This window comes from Microbacterium sp. BWT-B31 (genome assembly GCF_041379855.1).
Taxonomy (GTDB): Bacteria; Actinomycetota; Actinomycetes; order Actinomycetales; family Microbacteriaceae; genus Microbacterium.
Window position 1 is genome coordinate 52,695 of record NZ_JBFECU010000004.1, and the last position, 24,012, is coordinate 76,706.

At 70.8% G+C, this 24,012-nt stretch carries 30 protein-coding genes; 6 read left to right on the top strand and 24 right to left on the bottom strand.

Features of this window, described 5'->3' with window-relative positions; genetic code table 11:
- Positions 1-3: 3 nt before the first annotated feature.
- The 6 genes from AB1K54_RS06115 to AB1K54_RS06140 all read right to left on the bottom strand — a co-directional run bounded on the left by AB1K54_RS06115 (position 4) and on the right by AB1K54_RS06140 (position 5,703).
- Complete coding sequence (locus tag AB1K54_RS06115) at positions 4-909, bottom strand: siderophore-interacting protein (RefSeq protein WP_371201847.1); 906 nt, start codon at positions 907-909, stop codon at positions 4-6.
- Positions 893-1,753: an ABC transporter ATP-binding protein gene (locus AB1K54_RS06120; RefSeq protein WP_371201848.1), complete on the bottom strand. Its 861-nt coding sequence runs from the start codon at positions 1,751-1,753 to the stop codon at positions 893-895. The genes AB1K54_RS06115 and AB1K54_RS06120 overlap by 17 nt, the downstream gene beginning before the upstream one ends.
- The gene (locus AB1K54_RS06125; RefSeq protein ID WP_371201849.1) at positions 1,750-2,814 is read right to left on the bottom strand and encodes a FecCD family ABC transporter permease; all 1,065 of its coding nucleotides are present in this window, start codon (positions 2,812-2,814) and stop codon (positions 1,750-1,752) included. Before AB1K54_RS06125 ends, AB1K54_RS06120 begins: the two co-directional genes overlap by 4 nt.
- A 5-nt stretch (positions 2,815-2,819) precedes the next feature.
- The gene (locus AB1K54_RS06130) at positions 2,820-3,866 is read right to left on the bottom strand and encodes a FecCD family ABC transporter permease (protein WP_371201850.1); all 1,047 of its coding nucleotides are present in this window, start codon (positions 3,864-3,866) and stop codon (positions 2,820-2,822) included.
- Between the two features lie 16 nt (positions 3,867-3,882).
- On the bottom strand, positions 3,883-4,914 hold the full coding sequence (locus AB1K54_RS06135; protein WP_371201851.1) for an iron-siderophore ABC transporter substrate-binding protein: 1,032 nt from the start codon (positions 4,912-4,914) through the stop codon (positions 3,883-3,885).
- 147 nt (positions 4,915-5,061) lie between these two features.
- Positions 5,062-5,703, bottom strand: a complete 642-nt coding sequence (locus AB1K54_RS06140; protein WP_371201852.1) for a biotin transporter BioY — start codon at positions 5,701-5,703, stop codon at positions 5,062-5,064.
- 202 nt (positions 5,704-5,905) lie between these two features.
- On the opposite strand from AB1K54_RS06140, the gene AB1K54_RS06145 reads away from it, so the two are divergent.
- Positions 5,906-7,504: an ABC-F family ATP-binding cassette domain-containing protein gene (locus AB1K54_RS06145; protein ID WP_371201853.1), complete on the top strand. Its 1,599-nt coding sequence runs from the start codon at positions 5,906-5,908 to the stop codon at positions 7,502-7,504.
- Between the two features lie 53 nt (positions 7,505-7,557).
- Here AB1K54_RS06145 and AB1K54_RS06150 read toward each other — a convergent pair whose 3' ends face one another.
- The 4 genes from AB1K54_RS06150 to AB1K54_RS06165 form a co-directional block, all read right to left on the bottom strand.
- Positions 7,558-8,478: an SURF1 family protein gene (locus tag AB1K54_RS06150; RefSeq protein ID WP_371201854.1), complete on the bottom strand. Its 921-nt coding sequence runs from the start codon at positions 8,476-8,478 to the stop codon at positions 7,558-7,560.
- The gene (locus AB1K54_RS06155) at positions 8,475-8,702 is read right to left on the bottom strand and encodes a hypothetical protein (RefSeq protein WP_371201855.1); all 228 of its coding nucleotides are present in this window, start codon (positions 8,700-8,702) and stop codon (positions 8,475-8,477) included. The genes AB1K54_RS06150 and AB1K54_RS06155 overlap by 4 nt, the downstream gene beginning before the upstream one ends.
- Positions 8,699-9,088, bottom strand: a complete 390-nt coding sequence (locus tag AB1K54_RS06160; protein ID WP_371201856.1) for a DUF3099 domain-containing protein — start codon at positions 9,086-9,088, stop codon at positions 8,699-8,701. The genes AB1K54_RS06155 and AB1K54_RS06160 overlap by 4 nt, the downstream gene beginning before the upstream one ends.
- A gap of 89 nt (positions 9,089-9,177) precedes the next feature.
- Positions 9,178-9,684, bottom strand: coding sequence for a DUF4190 domain-containing protein (locus AB1K54_RS06165; RefSeq protein ID WP_371201857.1), 507 nt, complete (start codon positions 9,682-9,684; stop codon positions 9,178-9,180).
- A gap of 109 nt (positions 9,685-9,793) precedes the next feature.
- On the opposite strand from AB1K54_RS06165, the gene fabG reads away from it, so the two are divergent.
- Positions 9,794-10,504, top strand: a complete 711-nt coding sequence (gene fabG / locus AB1K54_RS06170) for a 3-oxoacyl-ACP reductase FabG (RefSeq protein ID WP_371201858.1) — start codon at positions 9,794-9,796, stop codon at positions 10,502-10,504.
- Between the two features lie 24 nt (positions 10,505-10,528).
- Here fabG and serB read toward each other — a convergent pair whose 3' ends face one another.
- Positions 10,529-11,182 (bottom strand): phosphoserine phosphatase SerB, encoded by a 654-nt coding sequence (serB, locus tag AB1K54_RS06175; RefSeq protein WP_371201859.1) that lies wholly within the window; start codon positions 11,180-11,182, stop codon positions 10,529-10,531.
- A gap of 50 nt (positions 11,183-11,232) precedes the next feature.
- Positions 11,233-12,477 carry a glucose-1-phosphate adenylyltransferase gene (locus tag AB1K54_RS06180; protein WP_371201860.1) on the bottom strand — a complete coding sequence of 415 codons (1,245 nt, stop codon included), beginning with the start codon at positions 12,475-12,477 and terminating at the stop codon, positions 11,233-11,235.
- A 46-nt stretch (positions 12,478-12,523) separates the two neighbouring features.
- Here AB1K54_RS06180 and glgA point away from each other — a divergent pair, with 46 nt between their 5' ends.
- From glgA to AB1K54_RS06200, 4 genes are all read left to right on the top strand, one after another.
- Complete coding sequence (gene glgA / locus AB1K54_RS06185; protein WP_371201861.1) at positions 12,524-13,723, top strand: glycogen synthase; 1,200 nt, start codon at positions 12,524-12,526, stop codon at positions 13,721-13,723.
- Positions 13,724-13,732: 9 nt separating this feature from the next.
- Entirely contained in the window at positions 13,733-14,518 is a 786-nt protein-coding gene (locus tag AB1K54_RS06190) for an ABC transporter ATP-binding protein (protein ID WP_371201862.1), read from the top strand.
- 111 nt (positions 14,519-14,629) lie between these two features.
- Complete coding sequence (locus AB1K54_RS06195) at positions 14,630-14,881, top strand: type B 50S ribosomal protein L31 (RefSeq protein ID WP_371201863.1); 252 nt, start codon at positions 14,630-14,632, stop codon at positions 14,879-14,881.
- A 190-nt stretch (positions 14,882-15,071) separates the two neighbouring features.
- A complete protein-coding gene (locus AB1K54_RS06200) occupies positions 15,072-15,365 on the top strand; it encodes a hypothetical protein (protein WP_371201865.1) in 294 nt (97 codons plus the stop codon).
- Positions 15,366-15,862: 497 nt separating this feature from the next.
- Here the strand turns inward: AB1K54_RS06200 and AB1K54_RS06205 are convergent, their stop codons facing one another.
- The 12 genes from AB1K54_RS06205 to AB1K54_RS06260 all read right to left on the bottom strand — a co-directional run bounded on the left by AB1K54_RS06205 (position 15,863) and on the right by AB1K54_RS06260 (position 23,981).
- Positions 15,863-16,234, bottom strand: a complete 372-nt coding sequence (locus tag AB1K54_RS06205; protein ID WP_371201866.1) for a hypothetical protein — start codon at positions 16,232-16,234, stop codon at positions 15,863-15,865.
- Complete coding sequence (locus AB1K54_RS06210; RefSeq protein ID WP_371201867.1) at positions 16,231-16,596, bottom strand: hypothetical protein; 366 nt, start codon at positions 16,594-16,596, stop codon at positions 16,231-16,233. The genes AB1K54_RS06205 and AB1K54_RS06210 overlap by 4 nt, the downstream gene beginning before the upstream one ends.
- Positions 16,597-16,934: 338 nt before the next feature.
- Entirely contained in the window at positions 16,935-17,150 is a 216-nt protein-coding gene (locus AB1K54_RS06215) for a hypothetical protein (RefSeq protein WP_371201868.1), read from the bottom strand.
- 72 nt (positions 17,151-17,222) lie between these two features.
- Entirely contained in the window at positions 17,223-17,714 is a 492-nt protein-coding gene (locus AB1K54_RS06220; protein ID WP_371201869.1) for a hypothetical protein, read from the bottom strand.
- A gap of 110 nt (positions 17,715-17,824) precedes the next feature.
- On the bottom strand, positions 17,825-18,721 hold the full coding sequence (locus AB1K54_RS06225; protein WP_371201870.1) for a hypothetical protein: 897 nt from the start codon (positions 18,719-18,721) through the stop codon (positions 17,825-17,827).
- A 331-nt stretch (positions 18,722-19,052) separates the two neighbouring features.
- Positions 19,053-19,250, bottom strand: coding sequence for a hypothetical protein (locus tag AB1K54_RS06230; protein WP_371201871.1), 198 nt, complete (start codon positions 19,248-19,250; stop codon positions 19,053-19,055).
- Positions 19,247-19,969 carry a hypothetical protein gene (locus tag AB1K54_RS06235; RefSeq protein WP_371201872.1) on the bottom strand — a complete coding sequence of 241 codons (723 nt, stop codon included), beginning with the start codon at positions 19,967-19,969 and terminating at the stop codon, positions 19,247-19,249. The genes AB1K54_RS06230 and AB1K54_RS06235 overlap by 4 nt, the downstream gene beginning before the upstream one ends.
- A gap of 205 nt (positions 19,970-20,174) precedes the next feature.
- Complete coding sequence (locus AB1K54_RS06240; RefSeq protein WP_371201873.1) at positions 20,175-20,486, bottom strand: hypothetical protein; 312 nt, start codon at positions 20,484-20,486, stop codon at positions 20,175-20,177.
- Positions 20,487-20,674: 188 nt separating this feature from the next.
- On the bottom strand, positions 20,675-20,881 hold the full coding sequence (locus AB1K54_RS06245; RefSeq protein ID WP_371201874.1) for a hypothetical protein: 207 nt from the start codon (positions 20,879-20,881) through the stop codon (positions 20,675-20,677).
- A gap of 425 nt (positions 20,882-21,306) precedes the next feature.
- Positions 21,307-22,860, bottom strand: coding sequence for a recombinase family protein (locus AB1K54_RS06250; protein ID WP_371201875.1), 1,554 nt, complete (start codon positions 22,858-22,860; stop codon positions 21,307-21,309).
- Positions 22,857-23,063, bottom strand: a complete 207-nt coding sequence (locus AB1K54_RS06255) for a hypothetical protein (protein WP_371201876.1) — start codon at positions 23,061-23,063, stop codon at positions 22,857-22,859. The genes AB1K54_RS06250 and AB1K54_RS06255 overlap by 4 nt, the downstream gene beginning before the upstream one ends.
- A 153-nt stretch (positions 23,064-23,216) precedes the next feature.
- Positions 23,217-23,981, bottom strand: a complete 765-nt coding sequence (locus tag AB1K54_RS06260; protein WP_371201877.1) for a 3'-5' exonuclease — start codon at positions 23,979-23,981, stop codon at positions 23,217-23,219.
- Between the last annotated feature and the right edge of the window lie 31 nt (positions 23,982-24,012).

Here is a 24,012-nt window from a genome sequence, read left to right on the forward strand (position 1 = left end):
GGATCAGACCTCGGCCTTGCCGAGGCGCCAGTAGCCCATGAACGCGACTGCGCGCCGGTCGACGCCCCTGTCTGTCACGAGGTGACGGCGCAGTGCCTTGATGGCGCTGGCCTCTCCCGCCAGCCACGCGTAGAGCCGCGCGCTCTTGAGCGCGGCGCCGCCCTTCGCTGTGCGCGGCACCTCCCACAGGATGTCGGTGTCGATGTCGATCTCTTCGACGTCGGCGCCGCGACCGGCCGGTGCCAGGCGGGCCGCGGCATCCGTCACCGACGCGACCAGGTGCGCGTGACGCTCGGCGCCCCGCGCGTGCAGGCGATAGTCGAAGCCGGGATGCCGCGGCAGATACGCCGTGTCGGCTTCGTGCGGCACCTCGAGCACGACGGTGCCGCGCGCATCGCGCGGAAGCTGCTCGAGAATCGCCGCGATCGCGGGCGCCGCGGTTTCGTCGCCGGCCAGCAGGATGTCGTCGACCTGCGCCGGCGGGACGAAGTCGATGCCGTAGCTGACCCCGGTGTGCGCGGTGGTCGGAGCGAAGATCAGCACCTCGTCGCCGAGCTCGGCGCGGGCGATCCACTCGGAGGCGGGGCCGGACACCTCGTGCGCCACCATGTCGACGTCCACCTCGCGGGCGTCGTTTCGCACATACCGGGTCGTGTAGGTGCGAAACGGCGGACGCGCCGACTCGGGAAGCTCGCGCCACGCGGTGTACCAGTCCTCGCCCGTGGGCATGGCGTCCAGGCCCGCATCGGCCGTGGGGAAGACGATCTTGATGCGCTGGTCCAGGCCCGGGTCGCCGTACTCCGCGAGGTCGTCGGCGCCGAACGTGAACCGGCGGAAGCTCGGGGTGAGATCGGTGATCGCGGTCACGCGGACCCGGAAGAAGCGGTGGGTGTCAGCGGTCGGTGCCATCGGCGACTCCTGTCGGGTGAGAGGCGGACTGCGCGGCGTCGGGGGCCACGACGTGGTGGCGTCCGCGGGGAAGGACGATCGGGGAGCCCGACACCGGGTCGGGCACGACGAGCGCGTCGAGGTCGAACACCTCGCGGATGAGGTCGGCGGTCAGGACCTCCTGCGGGGCGCCGCTGGCCACGACCCGTCCATCGCGCAGCGCGAACAGGTGGTCGGCGTAGCGGGCTGCCATGTTCATGTCGTGCAGCACCATCACGATCGTCGTGCCGCGGTCGCGGTTGAGGTCGGTCAACAGGTCCAGCACCTCGACCTGGTGCGCGACGTCGAGGAAGGTGGTGGGCTCGTCGAGCAGCAGGATGTCGGTCTCTTGCGCGAGGGCCATCGCGATCCACACGCGCTGGCGCTGGCCACCCGACAGCTCGTCCACGGACCGGTCGGCGAGGTCTGCGGTCCCGGTCGCTTCGAGCGACTGGGCGACGATCTCGTAGTCGCGCGGGCTCCACCGCGCGAGCATCTTCTGATGCGGATGCCGCCCCCGGCCGACCAGGTCTGCCACCGCGATCCCCTCCGGCGCGATCGGGCTCTGCGGCAGGAGGCCGAGCGTGCGGGCGACCTCCTTCGTGTGGCGCGCGTGGAGGTCCTTGCCGTCGAGCACGACGCGCCCGGCGCGGGCCGGGATGAGGCGCGCGAGCGCGCGCAGGAGCGTCGACTTGCCGCATCCGTTCGCCCCGACGATCGCGGTGATGCGGCCGGGAGGGATCTGCAGGTCGAGGCCCTCGATGATCGTGCGGTCGCCGTAGGCGAGCGTCAGCGCCTCGGCCGACAGGGAGTGGGTCGCGGTCATAGCGAGCCTCCGGAGCGGTTCGTCCTGATGAGCAGGTAGATGAGGTAGGGGGCGCCGAGGACGCCGGTGATGACACCGACCGGATAGCGCGCGTCGAACGCGAACTGGCCGACGAGGTCTGCGACCAGGACCAGGAGCGCCCCGACGAATCCGGACGGCACCAGGAGCGAGCCGCCAGGCCCCACGATGCGTGCGGCGATCGGGCCGGCCATGAAGGCCACGAACGCGATCGGTCCGGTCGCTGCCGTGGCGAAGGCGAGCAGGGCGACGGCGGCGAGGATCGCAGCCACGCGCGTGCCGGTGACTCGCACCCCCAGGCCTGCGGCCGAGTCGTCGCCCAGGCGCAGCACGCCGAGCCCGCGCGACTGCGAGAGCAACACCGGCACGAGCAGCGCGCACGCGACGGCCAGCGGGAGCACCGTCTGCCAGCTTGCGGCGTTGAGGCTTCCGGTGAGCCAGCGCATGGCCGCCTGCAGATCCCACGCGGCGGCGTTGGACAGCAGGTACGTGACCCCGGCGTCGAGCATCGCGGCCACCCCGATGCCGATCAGAATGAGCCGCGTTCCCGCGAAGCCGCCCTTGTTCGAGAGCAGGTAGATCGCGATGGCCGTCAGCACCGCGCCGGCGAGGGCGAGAAGCGACACCGTCGCCTGACTCGCCGACAGCACGACGATGCCGAACACGGCCGCGGCGCCCGCGCCCGAGGTGATGCCGATGATGTCGGGGGAGGCGAGCGGGTTGCGCAGCATCGTCTGGAACGTCACGCCCGCGATGCCGAAGGAGAACCCGGCGAGCACGCCCAGCACCGCGCGCGGCAGCCGCAGCTCGCCGATCGTGAACGACGCGCCGGGCACCGTGTCGCCGAGCAGCACCGCGATCACATCCGCCGGAGCGTAGAAGGTGCGTCCGACCATGAGCGACAGCGCGAAGACGACGAGGATCGCCGCGCCCAGCGAGGCTGTGACCATCACGCGGCGTCGCGCGCGCCGACGGCGCCCGGCCGCGACGGCCCGCACCGCGGGGGACGCCGCGGAGGCGGCCTTCGGTCTCGAGTGGATCATCATGCTCACAGCTCGCGCACCTTCTGGCGACGCACGATCCAGATGAACACCGGCGCGCCCACGAGCGCTGTGATGACGCCGACCTCGACTTCGTCGGGGCGCGCGATCACGCGGCCGACGACGTCCGAAGCCACCAGCAGGCACGCGCCGACCACGGCCGTGAACGGCAGCAGCCAGCGGTGATCGGTGCCCACGAGCAGACGGCACAGGTGCGGGACGACGAGCCCGACGAACGCGATCGGGCCGGCGACGGCGGTCGCCGCGCCGCACAGGATGACCGCGCCGATGAACGAGATGAGCCGCGTGCGTGCGACGTTCTCGCCGAGGCCCGCCGCGAGGTCGTCGCCGAGGGCGAGGGAGTTCATGCCCCGTGCGCACGCGAGGCACACCACCACGCCGAGCACGATGAAGGGGAGCGCGACGCCGATGCGGTCCCACGTGGTGCCCCCGACGCCGCCGATCTGCCAGAAGCGGAACGACTCCATGATGTCGACGCGCGGCAGCAGGATCGCGCTCACGAGGGAGGCGAACGCGGCGGAGCTGGCGGCGCCGGCGAGGGCGAGCTTGAGCGGCGTCGCCCCGCCGCGGCCGAGCGAGCCGACCGTGTAGACGAACGCCGCGGCGCCCGCCGAGCCGATCGTGGCGACCACGATCACCGCGTACGGCTGCGACAATCCGAAGAACGCGATTCCGATGACGACCGCGAGTGCAGCACCCCCCGAGACTCCGAGGATCGCGGGGTCGGCGAGCGGGTTGCGTGTGACGGCCTGGATCGAGGCGCCCGACAGGGCGAGGGCGACGCCGACCAGGATCGCGAGCACGGTGCGCGGCAGACGCGCGACGACTGCGGACTGGGCGACGCCGCTCGTGTCGCCTGCCAGTCCCGCGAGGATGTCGCCGAACGACACTTCGCGCACGCCGAAGGCGACCGATGCCGCACACAGCGCCGCAAGCAGCACGAGCCCCGCGCCCAGCCACGCCAGACGCACCGCTGCCGGGCGTCGCAGGGTTGCGGCATCCGGCAGCGGCGTGCGGGTCTGGGCAGTGCTCAACCGAGGGGGTCCCGGGTCAGCCGAGCGCGCCGGCGAGCAGAGCGAAGTAGTCGTGGATGCCCCACCCGATCGACAGCGGGGACGGGTTGGCCGATGCCGCGAGCGGGGTCGATTCCTCGAGGATCGCGATGTGGCCCGCGGCGATCGCGGGGATCTTCGACAGCAGCGGGTCGGCCTGCAGCTGCGGGATGATCGAGCCGGCCGCGTCGCCGTACGTCACGAACAGGTCGACGTCCTCGAAGCGGTCGGCCTGCTCGGCGCTGACCGACGTGTAGAACTGGTCGGTGCCCTCGGACTCCTCGGTGACGATCGCCGGCATCGGGATGCCGAGGCTCTTGAGGAACCCGGGGCGGGTGTCGAGCGTCGTGTAGAAGCCGATCTGGCTGAAGTCCGAGGGGTCGATGTAGGAGAACAGCACCGACGAGTCCTTCAGCTCGGGAAAGTCCGCCAGCGCCGTGTCGATCTGACCGTGCAGCTCGTCGATAAGGGCGTCTCCCTCCGCGGCGAGGCCGATGGCCTTCGAATTGAGGCGGATCATGTCCTCGAGCGAGGTGCCCCATGCGACTTCGGGGTAGGCCACGACCGGCGCGATCTTCGAGAGGGTGTCGTACTCCTCCTGCGTGAGGCCCGAGTACGCGGCGAGGATCACGTCGGGCTGTGTGTCGGCGACGGCCTCGAAGTCGATGCCGTCGGTCTCGTCGAACAGCACCGGGGTCTCGGCGCCGAGCTCTTCGAGCTTGTCCTCGACCCACGGCAGCACGCCGTCGCCGTCGTCGTCGCCCCAGTCGACGCCCGCCATGCCCACCGGCACCACGCCCAGCGCGAGCGGGACCTCCTGGTTCGACCACGCCACGGTGGCGACGCGCTCGGGCTTGGACTCGATGACGGTCTGGCCGAAGGCGTGCTCGATCGTGACGGGAAAGCCGTCGCTCACGGCAGCATCGGCACCGGCGGAGCCGGCATCCGTCGAAGTCGAGCAGGCCGCGAGGGCCAGGGTTGCGATCGCCGCCAGGACAGTGGCGGCGACAGCGGATCGGAGTCGGGGCACGACAGAACCTCCAAGTAGAAGTAAGGACAGGCTTACTTTACCTACGCGGAGGAGGCGCCGCGAATCCGATTGCCGCCCCCGACGCCAGAGGCCCCGGCGCGAGCCGGGGCCTCTGGACAGCGAATCGGGAGCGGATCGACCCTTTCGTCAGGACTTCTTCGTCGCATCCGCCCGGCGCACGAGCGCCCACGCGCCGGGGATCGCGAGCGCCGCGATGGCGGCCTTCACCAGGCCGCCCACGATGAACGGAAGCAGGCCGAACTCGAGGACCTGCCCGAACGAGAGCCCCGCGCCGCCGAAGACATTCAGGATGAGCGCCATGTAGGGGATGCCGAAGAGGAACGGCACCACGCTCGCCGCGGCGAACCCGAGGAACGCGAGCCAGGGCTTGCGGTCCCACGCGCGCTCGGCGAACCAGCCGGCGACGAACGCCGACACGATGAAGCCGATCACGAAGCCGAAGCTGGGCTTGGCGACGGCGGCGATCGACCCGGTGAAGCCGGCGAAGACCGGCAGGCCGGCGAGCCCGACGAGCAGGTACGTTGTCAGGGCGGCAGCGCCGCGCCACGCGCCGAGGGCGGCGCCGACGACGATCACACCGAGGGTCTGGCCGGTGATCGGCACGGGCCACAGCGGGATCTCGATCTGGGCGAGCAGCGCGACCAGCGCGGCGCCGGCGGCGACGAGACCGGCGTCCACGGCGAAGGCGCGCGCACGCGACGACGGACGGGCGATGACGTCGGCGAGCACGCGGCGGGTGCTCGGGGAGGCGGTGGCGACAGCAGACATGTGACCCCTTCGGCAGTGGTGTCCGCGTCCGGTGCGACGCGGCATTCCTTCCAGCCTAGAGGCCGACAGGGAGGCGATCATGGGCGGTTTCGACAAAAGACGGGCCCTCCGATCGTGCGGACGGCAAGCGTCCAGCGGCCCCACGGTAGGCTGAGGGAGGCCGATCGGCCGCCTTCCACCCCCGCTAGAACGGACGTCCGCTGTGCTCGCCGTGCATGACCTCGAGATCCGCGTGGGCGCCCGCGTGCTCATGTCCGACGTGTCGTTCCGCGTCTCCGACGGCGACAAGATCGGGCTGGTCGGCCGCAACGGCGCCGGCAAGACGACACTCACGAAGGTGCTCGCGGGAGATCTCATCCCCGCGGACGGCAAGGTCGACCGCTCCGGCGAACTCGGCTACCTGCCCCAGGACCCGCGCTCCGGCGACCCCGAGATGCTCGCGCGCACACGCATCCTCGACGCGCGCGGCCTCGGAACCCTCGCGATCGGCATGCATGAGGCATCCCTCGCGATGGCCTCCGACGACGCCGATGCCGCAGCCCGCGCCATGCGCAAGTATGCCAACCTCACCGAGCGCTTCGAAGCCCTCGGCGGCTACGCGGCCGAGGCCGAGGCCGCCTCGATCGCGCACAACCTGTCGCTGCCCGATCGCATCCTCGACCAGCCCCTTAAGACGCTCTCGGGCGGCCAGCGCCGCCGCATCGAGCTGGCGCGCATCCTCTTCTCGGACGCGCAGACGATGATCCTCGACGAGCCCACGAACCACCTCGACGCCGACAGCGTGGTGTGGCTGCGCGAGTTCTTGAAGAACTACAAGGGCGGGCTGATCGTGATCAGCCACGACGTCGAGCTCGTCGGCGAGACGGTCAACCGCGTCTTCTACCTCGACGCGAACCGCCAGGTCATCGACGTCTACAACATGAACTGGAAGAATTACCTGCGCCAGCGGGTGGCCGACGAGGAGCGCCGCAAGAAGGAGCGCGCCAACGTCGAGAAGAAGGCGAGCGTCCTGCAGCAGCAGGCGGCGCGGTTCGGCGCGAAGGCCTCGAAGGCCGCCGCGGCCCACCAGATGGTCGCTCGCGCCGAGAAGATGCTCGCCGGACTCGACGAGGTGCGGCAGGAGGAGCGCGTCGCGAAACTGCGGTTCCCCAAGCCCGCGCCGTGCGGGAAGACCCCGCTCATGGCCTCGGGGCTGTCGAAGTCGTACGGCTCGCTCGAGATCTTCACCGACGTCGACCTCGCGATCGACCGCGGGTCGAAGGTCGTCGTGCTCGGCCTCAACGGCGCCGGCAAGACGACGCTGCTGCGCATGCTCGCCGGCGTCGACAAGCCCGACACCGGCGTGATCGAGCCCGGCCACGGCCTCAAGATCGGCTACTACGCGCAGGAGCACGAGAACCTCGACGTGTCGCGCTCGGTGCTCGAGAACATGATGTCGGCCGCCCCTGACATCAACGCCACCGAGGCCCGCAAGGTGCTCGGATCGTTCCTGTTCACCGGCGACGACGTGCTCAAGCCCGCGGGCGTGCTTTCGGGCGGTGAGAAGACGCGCCTGTCGCTTGCCACCCTCGTCGTCTCGAGCGCGAACATGCTGCTCCTGGACGAGCCGACGAACAACCTCGACCCCGCCTCGCGCGAAGAGATCCTCGGCGCCCTCGCCCACTACGAGGGCGCGGTGGTGCTCGTCTCGCACGACGAGGGCGCCGTGCGGGCGCTCAACCCCGAACGCGTGCTCATCCTCCCCGACGGCGTCGAAGACATCTGGGGTCGCGACTACATCGACCTGATCACGCTGGCGTGATCAGCAAGTCCGGTGGTCGAGCAGCCGCGGCGTGAGCGGTCGCGCGCGGGGCGTCAGCGCCCTGCGGTGTCGAGCAGCGCGTCCTCGTCCTCGGCGTCGCGGTCGCGGTGGCGCCGGCGCGGCAAGGGCGCGGGGGCGGGTTTCTCGTCCTCGGCGGGCGCGACGGCTGCGGCATCCGTCGACTCGTCCTCGGTGCGCGCGGCGGCCTCGGCCTCTTCGGCGTCTTCGCGGCGGCGCGCGCGCTCGGTGCGGATGATGTAGCCGATGAAGACGAAGCCCATCACGGCGAAGAGGATCCACTGGATCGCGTACGACAGGTGGGGACCGGGGTCGTCGGAGGGCGACTCGAGCGTCTGCGGACGGGTCGCAGGCGCCGGATCCTCGGAGACCATGAGCCCGTAGGCGCTCTGCTCGAGGGCGTCGCTCACGGCGGGGGAGAGCTGCTCGGCCACGAGCGGCAGGTTGATAGTCGGCACCTGGCCCTCGTCGGCGCCGCGACCGGACGACGGGACGGGCTCTCCGGGTCGCAGGCGCACGATCACCCTCGCCTCGCCCTCGGGGGCCGCAGGGATCTCGTCGGGGAGGGGCTGGGCGCTGCCGGGTGCGAGCCAGCCGCGGTCGATCAGCAGCACGCGGCCGTTCTCGGTGCGAAACGGCACCAGCACCTCGTACGCCGCAGTGCCGCCGTGCGCGCGGTTGCGCGCCAGCAGCTGGTCTGCGGGCAGGTACTGGCCGACCAGCTCGACGGGCTGCCACTCGTCGGCGGGGTCTAGCGCCGAGCCGGACGGGATCGCCTCGTCGAGCGAGACGGGCGGGGCGTGGTAGTTCGCCGCGACGAGTGCGAGCTGCGCGGCGCGCTGCGTGTTGCGTGAGAACTGCCAGTTCGAGAGGAATCCGCACGCGACGGCGAACACGATCGCGACGAGCACGTAGACGCTCCAGCGCACCGCGGGGCGCGCGGTCTTGAGGCTCATCGCGTGCGCTCCACGGCTTCGCGGGCGGATGCCTCCAGCCGCGACACCTCGACGGGAAAGCTCCGCGCCGCGAGGAAGTCGCGCAGGTAGTCGCGGTGCTCGTCGCACGCGACCCACGTCTTGCGGCGGTCTTCGGCGTGGATGCGTGGATTGCGCCACTGCACGCGCCACAGCGCGGGTTCGCGGCATCCGGCGCGTGAGCACTCGACGGCCGGGGCGCTCACGCCGCCGTCCCGTCCTGCGGCGGCGCGTCGTCGGACGACACGGGCAGCGACCGCGTCTCTTCGATGCGGATGACCGTGTCGGCGGCCGAGCGCGCAGGTGTCCGGGTCGTGGGCGCCTGCGGCAGCGCGCGCTCCGGACTCTCGATCGGCGCGACGGGCTCGTTCTTGCCGACGTTGGCGATCACGACCGCGATGTACGGCAGGAAGATCGCCCCCGCGGCGAAGATCCACGTGTACCAGCCGTAGGGCGTCACCAGCACCATGAGCAGGAAGCACACGACACGGACGCTCATCATGACGATGTACTTCTTCGAGCGCGCGCTCGCGTCGTCGCGCGGGGCGCGCGGCAACGATGTGGCCGATGTGGCCTTGGTCGAGTTCTTCACGGTGCGTCCAGCCTACGCCGCGCGAGCAGGCGCGGATCATCCACGGCTCGGCGCGCACGTGGCGCCGCCCGGGCGGTCTGATCGCGCGATCAGACGCTGCGGGGAAGCTCCGTGATCAACGTGACGAACGCGGGCACCAGCGCAAGCAGCAGCACCACCGACAGCAGGGTCAGGCCGATGCCGACGTAGCCGACGATGAGGCCCGCGATCGCGAGGCCGCGGCCCTGCTCCTGCGTGCGCTTGATCTGCGACAGCGCCATGTGGCCCGTGATGACTCCGACGACCGAGCCGATGAACGGGATGACCGTGAACCCCACGATCGACGCGATGAGCGAGACGATCGCCAGCGTGTTCGTGCCGGGCTGCTGCGCGTATCCGCCGCCGTAGGCGGGCGCAGAAGGGTACGCCGACTGCGCGCCGTAAGGGGGAGCGGACCGGTACGCGCCGCTGGCGGGGTACTGCGGAGCCGGCGGGTACGCGGCCGGCGCGGGCGGGTAGGCGGCCGGCGGCGCATAGGCGCTCGGCTCGGCGACAGGCTGCGGCTGTGCGGGGGGATTCGGCTGGTGCGCCGCGGCGTCGGGCGTCGGTTCGCTCATGATGGGGAGCCTCTCTGGGTCGCGTTCCAGCGTTCCAGTGGCCGTCGGGCCTGTCAACGCCATCCCGCTAGGCTGGGGCCCGATCCACCCCACCTCTCGGGAGCTGCACATGCCCAACGATCGCGTCGTCCTCGTCACCGGCGGAAACCGCGGCATCGGCCGCGCCATCGCCGAGCGCTTCGTCGCCGAAGGCTACAGAGTGGCCGTGACCGCCCGCTCCGGCGAGGGCCCCGAGGGCACCCTCACCGTGCGTGCCGATGTGACCGATGCCGCGGCCGTCGACGCCGCGTTCACCGAGGTCGAGGCATCCCTCGGCCCGGTCGAGATCGTCGTCGCCAACGCCGGTGTCACGAAGGACATGCTGCTGCTGCGCATGACCGAGGACGACTTCGACAGCGTCGTGTCGACCAATCTCGGCGGCGCGTTCCGCGTCGTCAAGCGCGCCTCGAAGGGCATGCTGCGCGCCAAGTGGGGTCGGGTGATCCTCATCTCGAGCGTCGTCGGGCTCTACGGCTCGGCCGGGCAGATCAACTACTCCTCGTCCAAGAGCGGGCTCGTCGGCTTCGCGCGTTCGCTCACGCGCGAGCTGGGCGGTCGCGGCATCACGGCAAACGTCGTGGCCCCCGGGTTCATCGAGACCGACATGACCGCGGCGCTTCCCGACCAGACCCAGGCGGAGTACAAGCGCAGCATCCCCGCGGGTCGCTTCGCGACGCCCGACGAGGTCGCCGGCGTCGTTGCGTGGCTCGCCTCGGACGACGCCGCGTACATCTCTGGCGCCGTCATCCCGGTCGACGGCGGCCTCGGCATGGGGCACTGACCCGGGCCAGCAGCCTGCCGGGCCTCACGGCAGGAGCGGGATGACCTCGCGCAGGTCGACCGGGCCGATCACGACGTCGGCCTGGGCGCGCACCGCCGGCTTCGCGTTGAACGCGATGCCGAGGCCGGCGACCGCCATCATCCGCAGATCGTTGGCCCCGTCGCCGATCGCGATCGTGCGGTGAAGCGCAACGCCGTGCTGGGCGGCCCACTCCCGAAGCGCGGCGGCTTTGCCCTCGGCATCCACGATCTCTCCGTCGACGACGCCGGAGAGGGCGTCACCGTCGGGCCCCGAGGTGACCGTGAGGCGGTTCGCGCGCCACATATCGACGCCCAGGTCGGGGGCGACCGTGTCGAGGATCTCGTGGAAGCCGCCGGACACCACGCCCACGCGACCGCCGCGCGCGTGCACCGCCGCGATGAGCTCGCGCACCCCGGGTGTCGGCTCGATGCGCGACAGCACGCGCGCGAACGCTGACACCGGGACACCGGCCAGCTCGCCGACACGCGAGCGCAGGCTCGTCGCGAAGTCCACCTCGCCGCGCATCGCGGCCTCCGTGGCCGCGGCGACGGAGGCTGCGCGTCCGGCCTCGTCGGCGATCAGCTCGATCACCTCGTTGCGGATCAGGGTGGAGTCGGCGTCGAGCACGACCAGGAAGCGCGCGGAGGCATCGGGCATACGTCAACGGTAATGCCGCGTGCGGCGTGGCTCACACGCCCGCGGTGCCGCTATCGGTCGACGCGCATGCCCTTGCCGACGACCGTGATGCCCGAATCGGTCACGGTGAAGCCGCGGTCGAGGTCGCGTTCCCGATCGACGCCGACCGTCGCGCCGGGGGCCAGCAGCACGTTCTTGTCGAGGATCGCACGATGGATGCGGGCGCCCTGCCCGACCTGCACGCGGTCGAAGAGCACCGAGTCGGTGATCGTCGAGCCGCCGCCCGCCAGGGTCCAGGGGCCGACGACGCTGCGCTCGAGGTGCGTGCCGGACAGCACCGAGCCGAGCGAGACGATCGAGTCGATCGAGTTGCCGATGCGGCCCACCGAGTCGCGCACGAACTTCGCCGGCGGGGAGTTGACCAGCTGCGAGTGGATCGGCCAGGCCGTGTTGTACAGGTTGAACACGGGCAGGGTCGAGATGAGGTCCATGTGGGCGTCGAAGAACGAGTCGATCGTGCCGACATCGCGCCAGTAGTAGCGGTCCCGGTCGTTCGATCCCGGCACGTCGTTGTGCGTCATGTCGTAGACGCTGGCCTCACCGCGGCTGACGAAGTAGGGCACGATGTCGCCGCCCATATCGTGGTTCGAGGTCGGCAGCTCGCCGTCGAGGTCGACCGCCTCGATGAGCGCGTCGGCGTCGAAGATGTAGTTGCCCATCGAGGCGAGCACCTCGCCGGGCGAGTCCGGCAGTCCCGTGGGGTTCTGCGGCTTCTCGAGGAACTCGCGGATGTGCTCGGGGTGGGCCGGATCGACGTCGATGACACCGAACTGGTTCGCCAGCCCGATGGGCTGGCGAATGCCGGCGACCGTCGCGCGCGCGCCGGTGGCGATGTGCGAGGCCAGCATCTGGCGGAAGTCCATGCGGTACACGTGGTCGGCGCCGACCACCACGACGATGTCGGGCTGCTCGTCGTTGATGAGGTTGAGGCTCTGCAGGATCGCGTCGGCGGAGCCCGAGAACCAGCGCTTGCCCAGTCGCTGCTGCGCCGGCACCGACGCCACATAGCTGTCGAGCATGGGCGACATGCGCCAGTTCTGCGAGATGTGCCGGTCGAGGCTGTGGGACTTGTACTGCGTCAGCACGACGATCTGACGCAGCCCGGAGTTGATGAGGTTCGAGATCGCGAAGTCGATCAGTCGGTACTGCCCGCCGAACGGCACGGCGGGCTTCGCACGGTCGGCCGTGAGAGGCATGAGTCGCTTGCCCTCGCCTCCGGCGAGGATGATTCCGAAGACCTTTGGCGCACCGGGCATGCGTCCACCCTAGGACCCCCGTGCCCCGTGTACTAGCGTTCGTGACATGCGAGTCGACCTCATCACGAAGGAGTATCCGCCCGAGATCTACGGGGGGGCGGGAGTGCACGCGACCGAGCTCGTGAAGGCGCTGCGGGCGCTTCCCGAACTCGACGTTCGGGTGCGCGCGTTCGGCGCGCCGCGCGACGAGGCCGCCACCGCCTCGTACGCCGTTCCCGCCGAACTGGCGGGCGCGAACGGCGCGATCCAGACGATGGGCACCGACCTCGAGATCGTGGTCGACACCGCCGGGGCCGACGTCGTGCACAGCCACACCTGGTACGCGAACTTTGCCGGTCACGTCGCCTCGCTGCTCAACGGCATGCCGCACATCGTGACGGCGCACAGTCTCGAGCCGCTGCGCCCTTGGAAGGCCGAACAGCTCAGCGGCGGCTATGCCGTCTCGAGCTGGATCGAGAAGACCGCGTACGAGAGCGCCGCGGCGGTCGTCGCCGTCAGCGAGGGCATGCGCCGCGACATCCTGCGCTGCTACCCGGCGCTGGACCCCGCCGATGTGCGGGTGATCTACAACGGCATCGACGTCGAGGCGTGGCATCCGACCTCCGACCCCGCCCTCCTCGAGAGGCTCGGCATCGATCCCGACAAGCCCTCCGTCGTCTTCGTCGGGCGCATCACGCGCCAGAAGGGCCTGCCGTACTTCCTGCGCGCCGCCGAGCGCCTGCCCGCCGGCGTGCAGGTGATCCTGTGCGCCGGCGCGCCCGACACCCCGCAGATCCTGGACGAGGTGCGCGGCCTCGTCGAAGGCCTGCAGGCGACGCGCGAGGGTGTCGTCTGGATCGATCGGATGCTGGAGCGCCGCGAGCTGTGCGCGATCCACACCGCGGCCACGACGTTCGTCTGTCCGTCGGTGTACGAGCCGCTCGGGATCGTCAACCTCGAGGCGATGGCGTGCGGCGCCGCGGTCGTGGGAACCGCGACGGGCGGCATCCCCGAGGTCGTCGTCGACGGGGTCACCGGGCGCATCGTGCCGATCGAGCAGGTGCAGGACGGCACCGGAACCCCCGTCGACCCCGAGAGGTTCGTAGCCGATCTCGCCGCGGTGCTCACCGAGGTCGTGAGCGATCCCGAGCGCGCCGCGGCCTACGGGCGCGCGGGACGCGAGCGGGCGAGAAACGACTTCAGCTGGACGCGCATCGCCGAGCAGACTGCGGCGCTGTACGCGGAGGTGACCGCGCGCGGCAGATAGGCTGAGAGCATGCCGCAGGTTCTCCAGTTCTCCGACGTCGTCGTCCGCCGGAACGCCCGAGACATCATCGATCACATCGACTGGCAGGTCACCGACGACCAGCGCTGGGTGGTGCTGGGTCCCAACGGCGCGGGAAAGACGACCATCCTGCAGCTGGCGGCCACGCTCGAGCATCCGACCTCGGGAACGGTCGACCTCCTCGGCGAGCGACTGGGACGCACCGACGTGTTCGAACTGCGCACACGCGTCGGCTTCGCCTCCACCGCGATGGCCCGGCGCATCCCGGCCGACGAGACCGTGCTCGACGTCGTGCTCACGGCGGCCTTCGCCGTGCTCGGCCGCTGGCGTGAGGCGTACGAAGACATCGACGAGCGCCGCGCGCTGCGGGTTCTGGCCGAGTGGAAGCTCGAAGGTCTCGCCGACCGCACCTTCGGCACCCTGTCGGACGGCGAGCAGAAGCGCGTGCAGATCGCCCGCTCGGTGATGACCGACCCCGAACTGCTGCTGCTCGACGAGCCCACTGCCAGCCTCGACCTCGGAGCACGCGAAGAGCTGCTGATCCTCCTCGGCGGCTACGCGCAGGCGCCGACGACCCCGGGCATGATCATGGTCACGCACCACGTCGAAGACATCCCGGTCGGCTTCACGCACGTTCTGCTTCTCAAAGAGGGGCGTGTCGTGGCGGCGGGACCGATCACCGAGACCCTCACCTCCGAGAACCTCACCGACACCTTCGGGGTGCCGATCGCGCTCAGCGAGAGCGGCGGCCGCTACGCCGCGCGCGCCGCGAGCTGAGCCGATTCCGCGCCTGCGGCCCGGGGCTGATAGAATCGCTCTTTGGTGCACTCGCACCTCAGACTTTGTCCGTCCTGGCAAAATCCAGGGCACCACACTCAAAGGACCCCCATGAAGACTGACATCCACCCCGACTACCAGGCGGTCGTGTTCCGCGACCTCGGCTCGGGCGAGACCTTCCTGACCCGTTCGACGGTGACAAGCGACAAGACGATCGAGCTCGACGGTGTCGAGTACCCCGTCATCGACGTCGAGATCTCGTCGGCCTCGCACCCGTTCTACACGGGCAAGCAGCGCATCATGGACTCGGCCGGTCGCGTCGAGAAGTTCAACCAGCGCTTCAAGAACTTTGGCGCACGCTAAGGCCTGAACGCAAGCCGAGCGACGCCGAAGGGCCTCCGGGGGAAACCCTGGGGGCCTTTCCTCGTGCGTCGGGCGGATCACGCGTAAGACGGCTTGCGCGAGGCGTTTTGCCTGGTCAGACGGCGTTTACACCGAGTGTATGTTCGTCCTTGGGCGTCGCCGCTGAGGGACGACGCCGGAGAGGAAAGTCATGCAGGGTAGCGCGGCAATCATGGAGCGGGTCGAGGCGTTCGGGGCGGAGGTCGTGGAGGCGTCGGCGTGGGCGTTCGCGGCGGGGCTGCGTCGGGCGGGGCTGGCCGCCGGGTCGGTCGAGGCGGTCGGGGTCGCGGACGTCGTCGAGGTGGCGCTCGCGGCCGACGGCGTCGACGGGGTCGTCGACCTCGTGCTCGCGGGGCCCGCGATGGGCGGCCTCGGCGAGCGGGACGTCGAGCGGCTCGTGGCGGTGGTCGACGAGCGGGCGGCGCGGGAGGCCGTAGCGGCGTGAGGCAGGCTCTGAACGTGACCTAGACGCTCAGAGCCTGCACGGTCAGCCTAGAGGCCCCTGGGGAGACCCGGGGGCCTCTTGCTATGCCGAGGGTGGGTGCTCGCCCCACGAGGCGGCGGGGCCGACGAAGCCTTCGACGGCGTCGCCGAGGGGGTGCCAGGTGGGTCGGGGGTTGGGCATGGGGTCGCGCTCCTGTCTCCGGCCGCGTTGCGAGGGTAGCGCCGGCCGGGGACATCGGCGCGCGCGACGCTCGCGAAAGTGCGGCGCGTTGGATAGCGGATGACTCGGGCTTGCGGCAATGTGCTACCGGAGATACAGATATCGAATCGTTATCTTTGTGTTCGCGGGTCGCCGTCGGATTCCGCGCGGGCAGGGCCATCGCGGGGCGGTGCTCGGGCGGCGACGCGAGGAGCGCCGGGAGTTGGTACGGCGTGTAAACGACGAAAGGCCCCGGCGCTCGCCCTCGCGTGGAGGAGGAGGCCGGGGCCAGGGAGGGTCTAGAACAGTGCCGCGTCGTCGGCGGCGGGTGCGGGAGCTGCGGCTCGCTGCTCGGCGTCCCATCGGTGCATGCCGTGGACGGGGACGTAGGTGATGGCTTGGCAGAGGTCGTCGGGGAAGGCGGGCGACGTGCTCGGGCCTCGCGCTGCGGAGTGCCACTCGACGGCGGCGGCGTAGACGGGGTGCGGGGCGTAGGCGTGTTTGAACGCTCGCCAGATGGTCGGCGCGTCGTGGGACGCCGGCCGGATCACGGGGAGCGGCTCGGCCTCAAGGGCCTTGAGCGCGGCGACGACGTCGGCGGGGGTGCGCCATCCGTAGGGGTTGGTGTCGGGGCGCGTCGTGTCGCCGACTCGGGTGCTGCGGGGGATCATCGGCCGTACCTCGCGCCGACGAGCGCCGAGGCGGCGCGGCTTGCGGCGGTCGCGTCCTTCGGTATCGCGAGTGCGAGGCCACGGAGCGCGGCGAGGGCGTCGCGACGGAGCGCGCGTACCTCGGCGATGGCGGGGTTGACGACGAGCTGCCCACGGCTGCCGCCGATCATGAGGCCGTTGGTCGGGATCGTGGCGGCGAGGTCGTCGGCGAGGGAGAGGAGGCCGCAACACTCGAAGAGCGTGGCGCGTTGCGCCGAGGTCATGCGGGGGTTGTCGTCGTCGATCTGCGCGTAGGTCTCGCGGGCGGACTCGCTCCACTCCGACGGGAGGCCGGCGAGGTTGTCTTCGGGGGCGTCGGGCATGGGTACTCCTTAGGGGAAGGCGCGGGGTGATCGGGGGAACTCTGAGCGGCGTTTGTGGAACCACAGCCGGCTCTTCGTAGCTCGGGAAAGCGTCTATGCCCCACCGGGCGCGAAGAGTGACCGCCCAGGTTTAAACGCAAATTGAGGGGCGGCCCCGCTCGCCGGAGTCCGAGGAGACGGGAAAGAGCCGGGGGCGGGGCCGCGTGCGCGTCGCGCCTGGCACCCCTGCCAGGCCACGCGCTCACCTCGCCGGTTCCTTAGGCCGCAGGTGCTCACGCCACGCGAGGGAAAGTGGCTCGCTGCGTGCTCTCGCCGAGGCGAGGCGTTAGGGGGACGGGTCAGCGCGCGAGGGCGTCGGCGAGGGTGGTCTCGACGATGCGGACGGCGGCCGGGGCGATGGCGAGCGGTCCCTCTGCTCGGGCCACGCCGAGGAGGCGGCGGGTCGCGCGATTGTGTACGGCGTGCGCGGTCGCGTCGTCGAGGGCGAGGAGCCTGTCGAGGAGGTCGGCGGGAAGAGCTGTGAACGCCTGCTCGATGCGGGCCTCGGGGGTCATCGGTGCGCCTCCTCGGAGACGATGCGGAGCGCCGCAAGAGGGGGCGGGAGGGTCATGAGCATGGCGAGGCTCCTAGCGGATGCCGGCGACGATGGCGTCGGCGTTGTGGGGCGTGTCGTCCTCGCCCCCGTGGCCGGGGATCACCGCGGCTTGCGGGCGGCGCGAGTTGCTTGCGCCCTCGGTGAGGGCGTTGCGGAGGGTCTCGACTTGGGCGGCGATGCCGTCCTCGTCGTTCGCCGTGACGAAGGGGTGCAGTGTGTCGGGGAGGCTCGCGCGGGCGATGAGGGCCTCGCGGCGTGCGGCGAGGGTGGCGGCCTCGGCTGCGGTCGCGCGGCTTGTCGCGGTGGCGAGGTCGCGCTCGGCCACGCCGAGGCGGGCCTTGAGCTCTTTCTCGCCCTCGCGGAGCTTGCTGATGGTCTGCCATGCGCGCGCGGGGTCGAAGTCGTCGCCCCACGGCGGCGCGGTGGTGCTCGCGTCGGTGGGCGCCTCGTCGGTGTCGGTCGCCGGGTCAGCCGTCTCGGCGTCGGTGAGCGTCTCGATGGGCGCGGTGTTGTCGGTGGTCATACTGTGCCTCCTTGGGCGTTGTGGCGGGCGTCTTGCCCTGCCGGTGTGGTGCGCGGGTTGCGCGGGGTGAGGCCCCGCCCGGTGCGGTGGTCGAGCGGGGCCTCGGGGGATTACTCGCCGGCGATGCGGACGACTCCGCCGTGCTCGACGAGGTCGACGGTGCCGTTCTCACGGTCGACAGGGAGCGGCATGGCCGCGACCTTGACGAAGCACGAGATGAGGGAGCGATCCGCGGCGACGGTGCTGTCGTAGTCACCGACTACCCGGCACGCGAACTGCGCGCCGCGCTCCTTGTCGACGATCGGGGTCTTGATCGACGCGCCGTAGGCGGCGCCCTGCGGCACGCGCGGCGCGCGGGCGACGAGGGTAAACGCCTCGGGGATGAAGACGACGATGTCGTCCGCGGCGAGGCGCGTCGACTCGATTACCTCGATGTCGCGAACCTTGCCGTTCTCGATGGCGACGGCGTCGAGAAGGTCGCCGTAAACGTTTGCACCGACGGCGGCCTTGATCGTCGCCGAGTCGGGCACTCCGTTGAGGCGGAGCACGCGACGGGCGGCGGTGAAGGCGCGCGCCGGGTTGCTCGCGTCGTAGGTGATCGTCTCATCGGCCGGCGTCGCCGACATAGCGGCGGCGGTAAGTGCCTCGATGCGGGCCGCGACGGCGCGCGTCTGGGGGCCGAGCACCTGGCTCGCGTAGCTCTTGATGTCGAGCGAGAGGTCGCCCTCGGAGAGGACCACGACGTTGTACAGGTGGTCGGTCAGAGTCACGTCGATGTACTTCTCGGCGAGTTCGTCGACGACGAGCGCGGTCGTCTTGTCGCCGATCGCCCTGGTGCGCGTCGGCACGGCGCCAGGGACCGGGATACGGACGGTCGCCCCGCCTCCCTCGGCGAAGTCGGCCGCGGCGTCGGTCGAGATGAGGCCGGCGAGGTTGAAGTCCTTGCCGGTCAGCTTCGCGGCGAGTTCGGCGATGAGCTGCGGCTCGTGAATGAAGGTGTTGGCCATTGATGGCTCCTTGGGGAGGGGTGCGCGGATGCGCGCGGATGGGTATGGGCCGCAACTCGCGGGGGTGACGGTGGGCCGCATGGGCCGACATCGGAGGGGTGCTGTCGGTGTCCCGTCCTCGGCGCGCTCTGGCGGTCACGAGCGCCGCGCTGGACGCTCGTGTGAGGCTCGGTAAGTCGATGGCAGGGGTGCGGCTCTTGGGCCGCGAGAGAGGCGCTCAGCGCCGGGGGTGTCCCACGCGGGACAGTGGGACAGGTGCGCCGCTGTCCCGTGTCCCTCGTCAGGGACGCGGCGGGCGGCGCGGTACACCTCGCCGAGACGGGCGAGGGGACTAGATGGCCTCGGCGGGCGGCTGCGTGCGGAGCCACGCGAGGGTTGCGTGAGGGTCGACGCGGGACACCTCGGCGAGGAGGTCGGCGCGTACCTGCTTGGGCATCGCGAGGAGGCCGCGGGCCGTTGCACGGCTGATGTGCAGAGCTGCGGCGGCGCGGCCGGGGCGACGGTCGGGGGTGGCGTGGGCCGTGGTCATGCGGAGTCCTTGAGGATCGCGGCGAGAGCGTCGGAGACGGCGGCGGCGCCATGGTCGGCGACGAGAGCGGCGAGGGCGGCTTCGAGGCTCCCCGGGGCTGGCGTCGACAGCTGCGCGGCGGTGCGGGTGTCGAAGCCTCGGATGCCTCGGCGGGCGGTCTGTCGGTAGTGGGTTGCGGTCTGCGCGTAGAGAGCTGTGCGGGTGAGGTTGCCCGGGGCGCCTGCTGCGAGGTAGGCCACGGTGAGGTCGCTGCGGGCGATGAATCCACGGTCGCGGCAGTCGTCGAAGAAGGCGGCGAGGTCGCCCAGGGGTGTTTCGGGGAGGAGCGGGCGGAGAGCGTCGAGGAGGTTGCCGCTGGCGGCGCGGCTGGTCTCGACGTCGTCGGCGGTCAGGCGGAGCCCGCGCGCTTCGTCGGTGAGGTTGTAGTCGTCTTCGAGGGTGTCGGCGGAGGCGCGCATGACGTCGACGCAGATGCTGATGACGGCGCGTTGCAGGACCGGGACGCCGTCGATGGCGAGGCCCTTGCCGTAGCGGTAGGTCACGCCACGGTCGGCGACGAGGTCGACGATGCACGGGGCGATGAGCGCGGCCGGCCATCCCATCGGGGAGGCCATTTCGCCGGAGCCACGAACGCGGCGGCGGTGACGGTCGGGCAGGGGGAGGGGGCCGACGGGGTCGGCGAGCCATGCGGCGAAGGTGGGCATGAGGTCGGCTTTCACGAGCGGGAGTCTCGAAGCGGTGGCGAGGCATCGAGGGGATGCACGGCGGCCCCCGTGCTCGCCTCTGATGAAGCGGGCCGGGGGCCGTCGTGGGGGTGTTCTCTGCCTCGCCAAAGTAGGAGAACTCCGGCGCGGGGCCGGGAGATTGCGCGGGAGGGCGGCGCGTTGGCGCGCGCGTGCTAGGCCCTCACTAGTACCGATTCGGCTACAGGGCGGCCGGGAAGTCGGCGAGTTCGTCGGGATGGTGGGCGGCGAGCCATCGCGCGGCCGGGTCTCGGCGGCGCGAGGTGGCGTGGGCGTTGTCCCAGCGGGTGCCGCTGGCTGTCAGCTCCACGACGACGAGAGCGGGCGCCGGGTCGTCGGGGTCGGCGAACGACGGTTCGTAGTCGTCGAGGCGACCTGTTCTGCTGCTGACCATGTCGTCGGTAGCGAGGGCGCCGCGTGCGTTGCGTCGCGGCGTAGATGGCTCGGGGTCGTCGTAGCGGCTGCGGCGCTCGGCGGCCATGTTGTCGAGCATGGCGAGGTAACGCGCCTTGGTCGGCTTGGTGCTCGGGAGGGGCGCGGCTCGGCGGGCGCGGGCATCATCGGCGCGAGCGGCGCCCCGACACTGGGGCGAGCACACGGTCGGCCAGCGGCCCCTGCCCGTGTAAACGATGGGGCCGAAGCAGACGCGGCAGGCTCGCGAGAGGGTGAAGGCGAGCGCGGTCACGCGGAGGCCCCCTCGGCGTGCGTCGTCGGCGGCTCTTCGACGAGCAGGGGGCCGTTATCCGTGTAAAGGATCATGCGGAAGGGCCGCGGGACGAATCGGCCGCGCGCGTCGCGGGGGTAGCGTTCGTCGCTCTGCCAGACGAGGCGGCCGAGGCGGCCGATTTTCGGCTCATGTGAGCTACAGCTAGGGGAGGTGGTGGACATCGTTGGTCTCCTTGGTGTTGGCGAGGTTGTCGACGTTGTCGACACAGAGGAGACCGCCCAGAGGGCGGATGCTGCCCAAAGGACTTCCGAGGAGTCGGGCGAGGCGTTTACACGGGGTGCCGGGATGGTGCAGAAGCTGCCGCTGAGTGGTGCAGAAGTGGTGCAATTTCAGCGGCGCTACAGGCGGAACTGCACCACGAAATCCGCGTGTTTCCGGGCCTGGTGCATCCTGTGGTGCAGAGTTGCTACTTCCAGAGAGAGAGCGCCTCCGGCGTAATAGAGAATGTAGGTTTCTTGCACCACTTCGTCACGCTGGCGGGGTCACCCGCGGCGCGGCTCCTCGCCGGTGGGCCTGCCCCACGCGCGTCGAGTAGCGAGCTGCGGCCTCCTCGGCGGCGCGGATGAGGTCGGCGGTGGTCATGCGGTCATCCTTCCACCTCGGGGGCGTCCTGCCAGTGGAAGACGACGCGCTCGGCGGCGGTCGCCGGGAGCACGCTGACGTGGTCGAGGGCGTCGAGGAGGAGCGAGCGCTTGGCGTTGTCGCCTCCGTCCTCCCACGCTTGTCCATAGGTGCGCCCAGTGGGAACTACCTCGGCGACGCGCGTGGGCGTGGCGTTGCGGAGGCTTCTGCGGCGCGCCTTGAGCGGGGCCATGAGAGCGCGAATGTCGTCTTCGTCGTCTTCGTCTTCGGCCTCAAGCGCGCGCGCGTTCAACTCCTTGAGCCTTGCCTCTAGGTCTACGAGTTCGGCGGCGGAGTCCTCGAACCGCTCGACAGTGCGCACCTCTGGGACATTGCCCATGACGCCGAGGTAGCGGGCTTCGACCTCACGCTCAAGCTTGCGCGCGGACATGGACACGGGGCGCGGGCAGGAGAGCCCACGGCCGGATGCCGAACAGGAGTACGAGACGTACCGGCGGCCAGGCTTGCCGCCGGTCTCTTTCGGGTAGAGCCGCGCGTCGCATCCGGAGCAGTACGCTACGCCGGAGAGGAGGGCAGACGCGCGCCGGAGCGGTTGCGCGCCGCGCTTGGTGGCCTCGAAGCGCTGGCGGATTGCCATTGCGGCGCTGAGCGTGAGAATCGGCTCGAACGGCGCGAGCGGTGCGCCGTCGGGACCATAAACCGGCTCGCCGTTGTGTGAGACACGGCCGAGGAGGTGGTCGCTTGTCCAAGTCGAGCGGATACGGCCGAGCGTCCAGCGGCCACGGTCGCGACTCGCCGCATCGACGTCGAGTAGCTCGGCCTCGCTCTCGCTCGGGGTCTCTCCTCGGTCGCGTCGGTCGGCGGCGAGAGCGGCGCGCCGCGCCGCGCTCTTCGCCGTCGGGATTCCGCGCTTGGTTAGGTCCTTCGCGATGCGTACGAGCGACTCGTTCGCGATGATGCGCTCGGCGACCTCGCGGATGATCGCGCGCTCCTCCTCGACGACGTGGAAGCCTCGGCCGACGGGCAAGGACGGATGCGGGCCCGTGCGGTAGCCGAACGGTGGCGTACCGTGGCCGGCGTTGCGTCCCTGGTTGCGCATGCGAGCGCGGGCGGCGGTCTGTCGCGCCGAGACGAGGTCGCGCTCGCGCTTCGCCATGTCGGCCGCGAAGGCCGCGCGGAGTTGCCAGTCCTGCTGCGTCGACTCGATGCCTTCGCGGACGGCGATGAAAACGGCAGGGCGAGCGTCGCGGGCGCGGGCGTCGACTACGTCGATGAGGGCCGCGAGGGTCTTGATGCCCATACGGCTCCAGCGGTCGTAGGCGTAGACCACGAGGTAGTCGGCGTCCCCCCGTGCCCAGAGGTCGAAGGCCGCCTGAGCGTTTGCGCGCTCCTTGCCGCCGCTCTTGCCGTTGTCGGTGTAGATGGCGACTACGTCCCATCCGCTGCGCTCGGCGAGGAGGGTGAGGTCGTCACTCTGACCGGCGATCGAGGTAGAGGTGGCGCTCTCCTTAGAGAGGCGAACATAGAGGACGACGCGGGGGGCGATGGGGCAGGTCATGCCGCCTCGCCTTCGAGGATCGCCCGAGCGGCTGCGAGCGCGGCGAGGGTGTCGTCGATTGCGGCGACGGCGGCGCGCGGGTCGTAGCCGATGCTGTCAGGGCCGCTGCCGTGGTAGCGCGCCAGGTCTAGCGCGTCGCTCGCGTCGAGGAGGAGTCGGTACGGCGTGCCTGCGAAAGGGTCATGGGTGGCATGAGCGGTCATGGAACAGGAGACCGCCGGAGCTTCTGAACCTGCCCGAGGAGTTAGGCGGATAGATGTCATCTAAGAACTTCGGCGGCGCCAAGTAAGGCTCCCACACCGAGAAGGCCCCGCTTCCGCGGGGCCTTCGTCGTTTCCGCGAGGGGATGCCTCGCCTCAGCGCACCGGCCAGCTGCCGTCGAGCCGCTCGTCGGGCTCGATCCGCCCGATCCGGACGAAGTACTCGGTGAGGCTCTGGGCCTGGTCCCTCGCCCAGGCGATCTGCTGCGTGTGCAGTTCGGCTGCCGTCGGTGGCAACATCCGCGCGTATTTGTGGGCGAGCGCCTGGGCGACCCGGCCGGCGGCGACGGCGTCGGCGGATGCCTCGTGCGCGCTGTCGAGCCGCACGGCGTAGTGCTCGGCGACAACCGAGAGGGTGCGCTTGCCCCGGCGGTAGCGGTCCAGGCGCTTGTCGACGACCAGCGGGTCGATGACGGGAGCCGGGTCGACGAGCGGCCGGATGCCGTGGCGCAAGGCCTCGTGCTTGAGCAGCGAGAAGTCGTATGACGCGTTGTAGGCCGCGACGGGGATGCCTGCGTCGAGCAGGCCGCGCAGCGCCTCGACCACCTCGTCGACCACCTCGTGCGCGGGGCGCCCGATCCGGCGCGCGCGCTCGGTGGTGATGCCGTGGATCGCCGCGGCGCCTTCGGGGATCTCGACACCGGGGTCGGCGATCCAATCGCGCGCGTGCATGACCATGCCTCCCGCGTCGAGCACCCCGACGTGCGCGGTGACGATGCGGTCGTGCTCGACGTCGACGCCGGTGGTCTCGAGGTCGAAGACGCCGAGGACCTTCGACCACGCAGGCGGCTCGGCCTCGGCGACCTCGGCCAGGTCGAAGAGGGCGGGTGCCCCAGGCGGCTCGGGTTGCCAGAGATCCATGCCTTCGACGGTATGCGTCGGTTCCGACATC

Coding starts and splice junctions, on each gene's coding strand:
- AB1K54_RS06115 (WP_371201847.1), bottom strand. CDS start 909: ATGGCACCGACCGCTGACACCCACCGCTTCTTCCGGGTCCGCGTGACC.
- AB1K54_RS06120 (WP_371201848.1), bottom strand. CDS start 1,753: ATGACCGCGACCCACTCCCTGTCGGCCGAGGCGCTGACGCTCGCCTAC.
- AB1K54_RS06125 (WP_371201849.1), bottom strand. CDS start 2,814: ATGATCCACTCGAGACCGAAGGCCGCCTCCGCGGCGTCCCCCGCGGTG.
- AB1K54_RS06140 (WP_371201852.1), bottom strand. CDS start 5,703: ATGTCTGCTGTCGCCACCGCCTCCCCGAGCACCCGCCGCGTGCTCGCC.
- AB1K54_RS06150 (WP_371201854.1), bottom strand. CDS start 8,478: ATGAGCCTCAAGACCGCGCGCCCCGCGGTGCGCTGGAGCGTCTACGTG.
- AB1K54_RS06165 (WP_371201857.1), bottom strand. CDS start 9,684: ATGAGCGAACCGACGCCCGACGCCGCGGCGCACCAGCCGAATCCCCCC.
- fabG (WP_371201858.1), top strand. CDS start 9,794: ATGCCCAACGATCGCGTCGTCCTCGTCACCGGCGGAAACCGCGGCATC.
- serB (WP_371201859.1), bottom strand. CDS start 11,182: ATGCCCGATGCCTCCGCGCGCTTCCTGGTCGTGCTCGACGCCGACTCC.
- AB1K54_RS06180 (WP_371201860.1), bottom strand. CDS start 12,477: ATGCCCGGTGCGCCAAAGGTCTTCGGAATCATCCTCGCCGGAGGCGAG.
- glgA (WP_371201861.1), top strand. CDS start 12,524: ATGCGAGTCGACCTCATCACGAAGGAGTATCCGCCCGAGATCTACGGG.
- AB1K54_RS06190 (WP_371201862.1), top strand. CDS start 13,733: ATGCCGCAGGTTCTCCAGTTCTCCGACGTCGTCGTCCGCCGGAACGCC.
- AB1K54_RS06195 (WP_371201863.1), top strand. CDS start 14,630: ATGAAGACTGACATCCACCCCGACTACCAGGCGGTCGTGTTCCGCGAC.
- AB1K54_RS06200 (WP_371201865.1), top strand. CDS start 15,072: ATGCAGGGTAGCGCGGCAATCATGGAGCGGGTCGAGGCGTTCGGGGCG.
- AB1K54_RS06205 (WP_371201866.1), bottom strand. CDS start 16,234: ATGATCCCCCGCAGCACCCGAGTCGGCGACACGACGCGCCCCGACACC.
- AB1K54_RS06210 (WP_371201867.1), bottom strand. CDS start 16,596: ATGCCCGACGCCCCCGAAGACAACCTCGCCGGCCTCCCGTCGGAGTGG.
- AB1K54_RS06215 (WP_371201868.1), bottom strand. CDS start 17,150: ATGACCCCCGAGGCCCGCATCGAGCAGGCGTTCACAGCTCTTCCCGCC.
- AB1K54_RS06220 (WP_371201869.1), bottom strand. CDS start 17,714: ATGACCACCGACAACACCGCGCCCATCGAGACGCTCACCGACGCCGAG.
- AB1K54_RS06225 (WP_371201870.1), bottom strand. CDS start 18,721: ATGGCCAACACCTTCATTCACGAGCCGCAGCTCATCGCCGAACTCGCC.
- AB1K54_RS06230 (WP_371201871.1), bottom strand. CDS start 19,250: ATGACCACGGCCCACGCCACCCCCGACCGTCGCCCCGGCCGCGCCGCC.
- AB1K54_RS06240 (WP_371201873.1), bottom strand. CDS start 20,486: ATGCTCGACAACATGGCCGCCGAGCGCCGCAGCCGCTACGACGACCCC.
- AB1K54_RS06245 (WP_371201874.1), bottom strand. CDS start 20,881: ATGTCCACCACCTCCCCTAGCTGTAGCTCACATGAGCCGAAAATCGGC.
- AB1K54_RS06250 (WP_371201875.1), bottom strand. CDS start 22,860: ATGACCTGCCCCATCGCCCCCCGCGTCGTCCTCTATGTTCGCCTCTCT.
- AB1K54_RS06255 (WP_371201876.1), bottom strand. CDS start 23,063: ATGACCGCTCATGCCACCCATGACCCTTTCGCAGGCACGCCGTACCGA.
- AB1K54_RS06260 (WP_371201877.1), bottom strand. CDS start 23,981: ATGGATCTCTGGCAACCCGAGCCGCCTGGGGCACCCGCCCTCTTCGAC.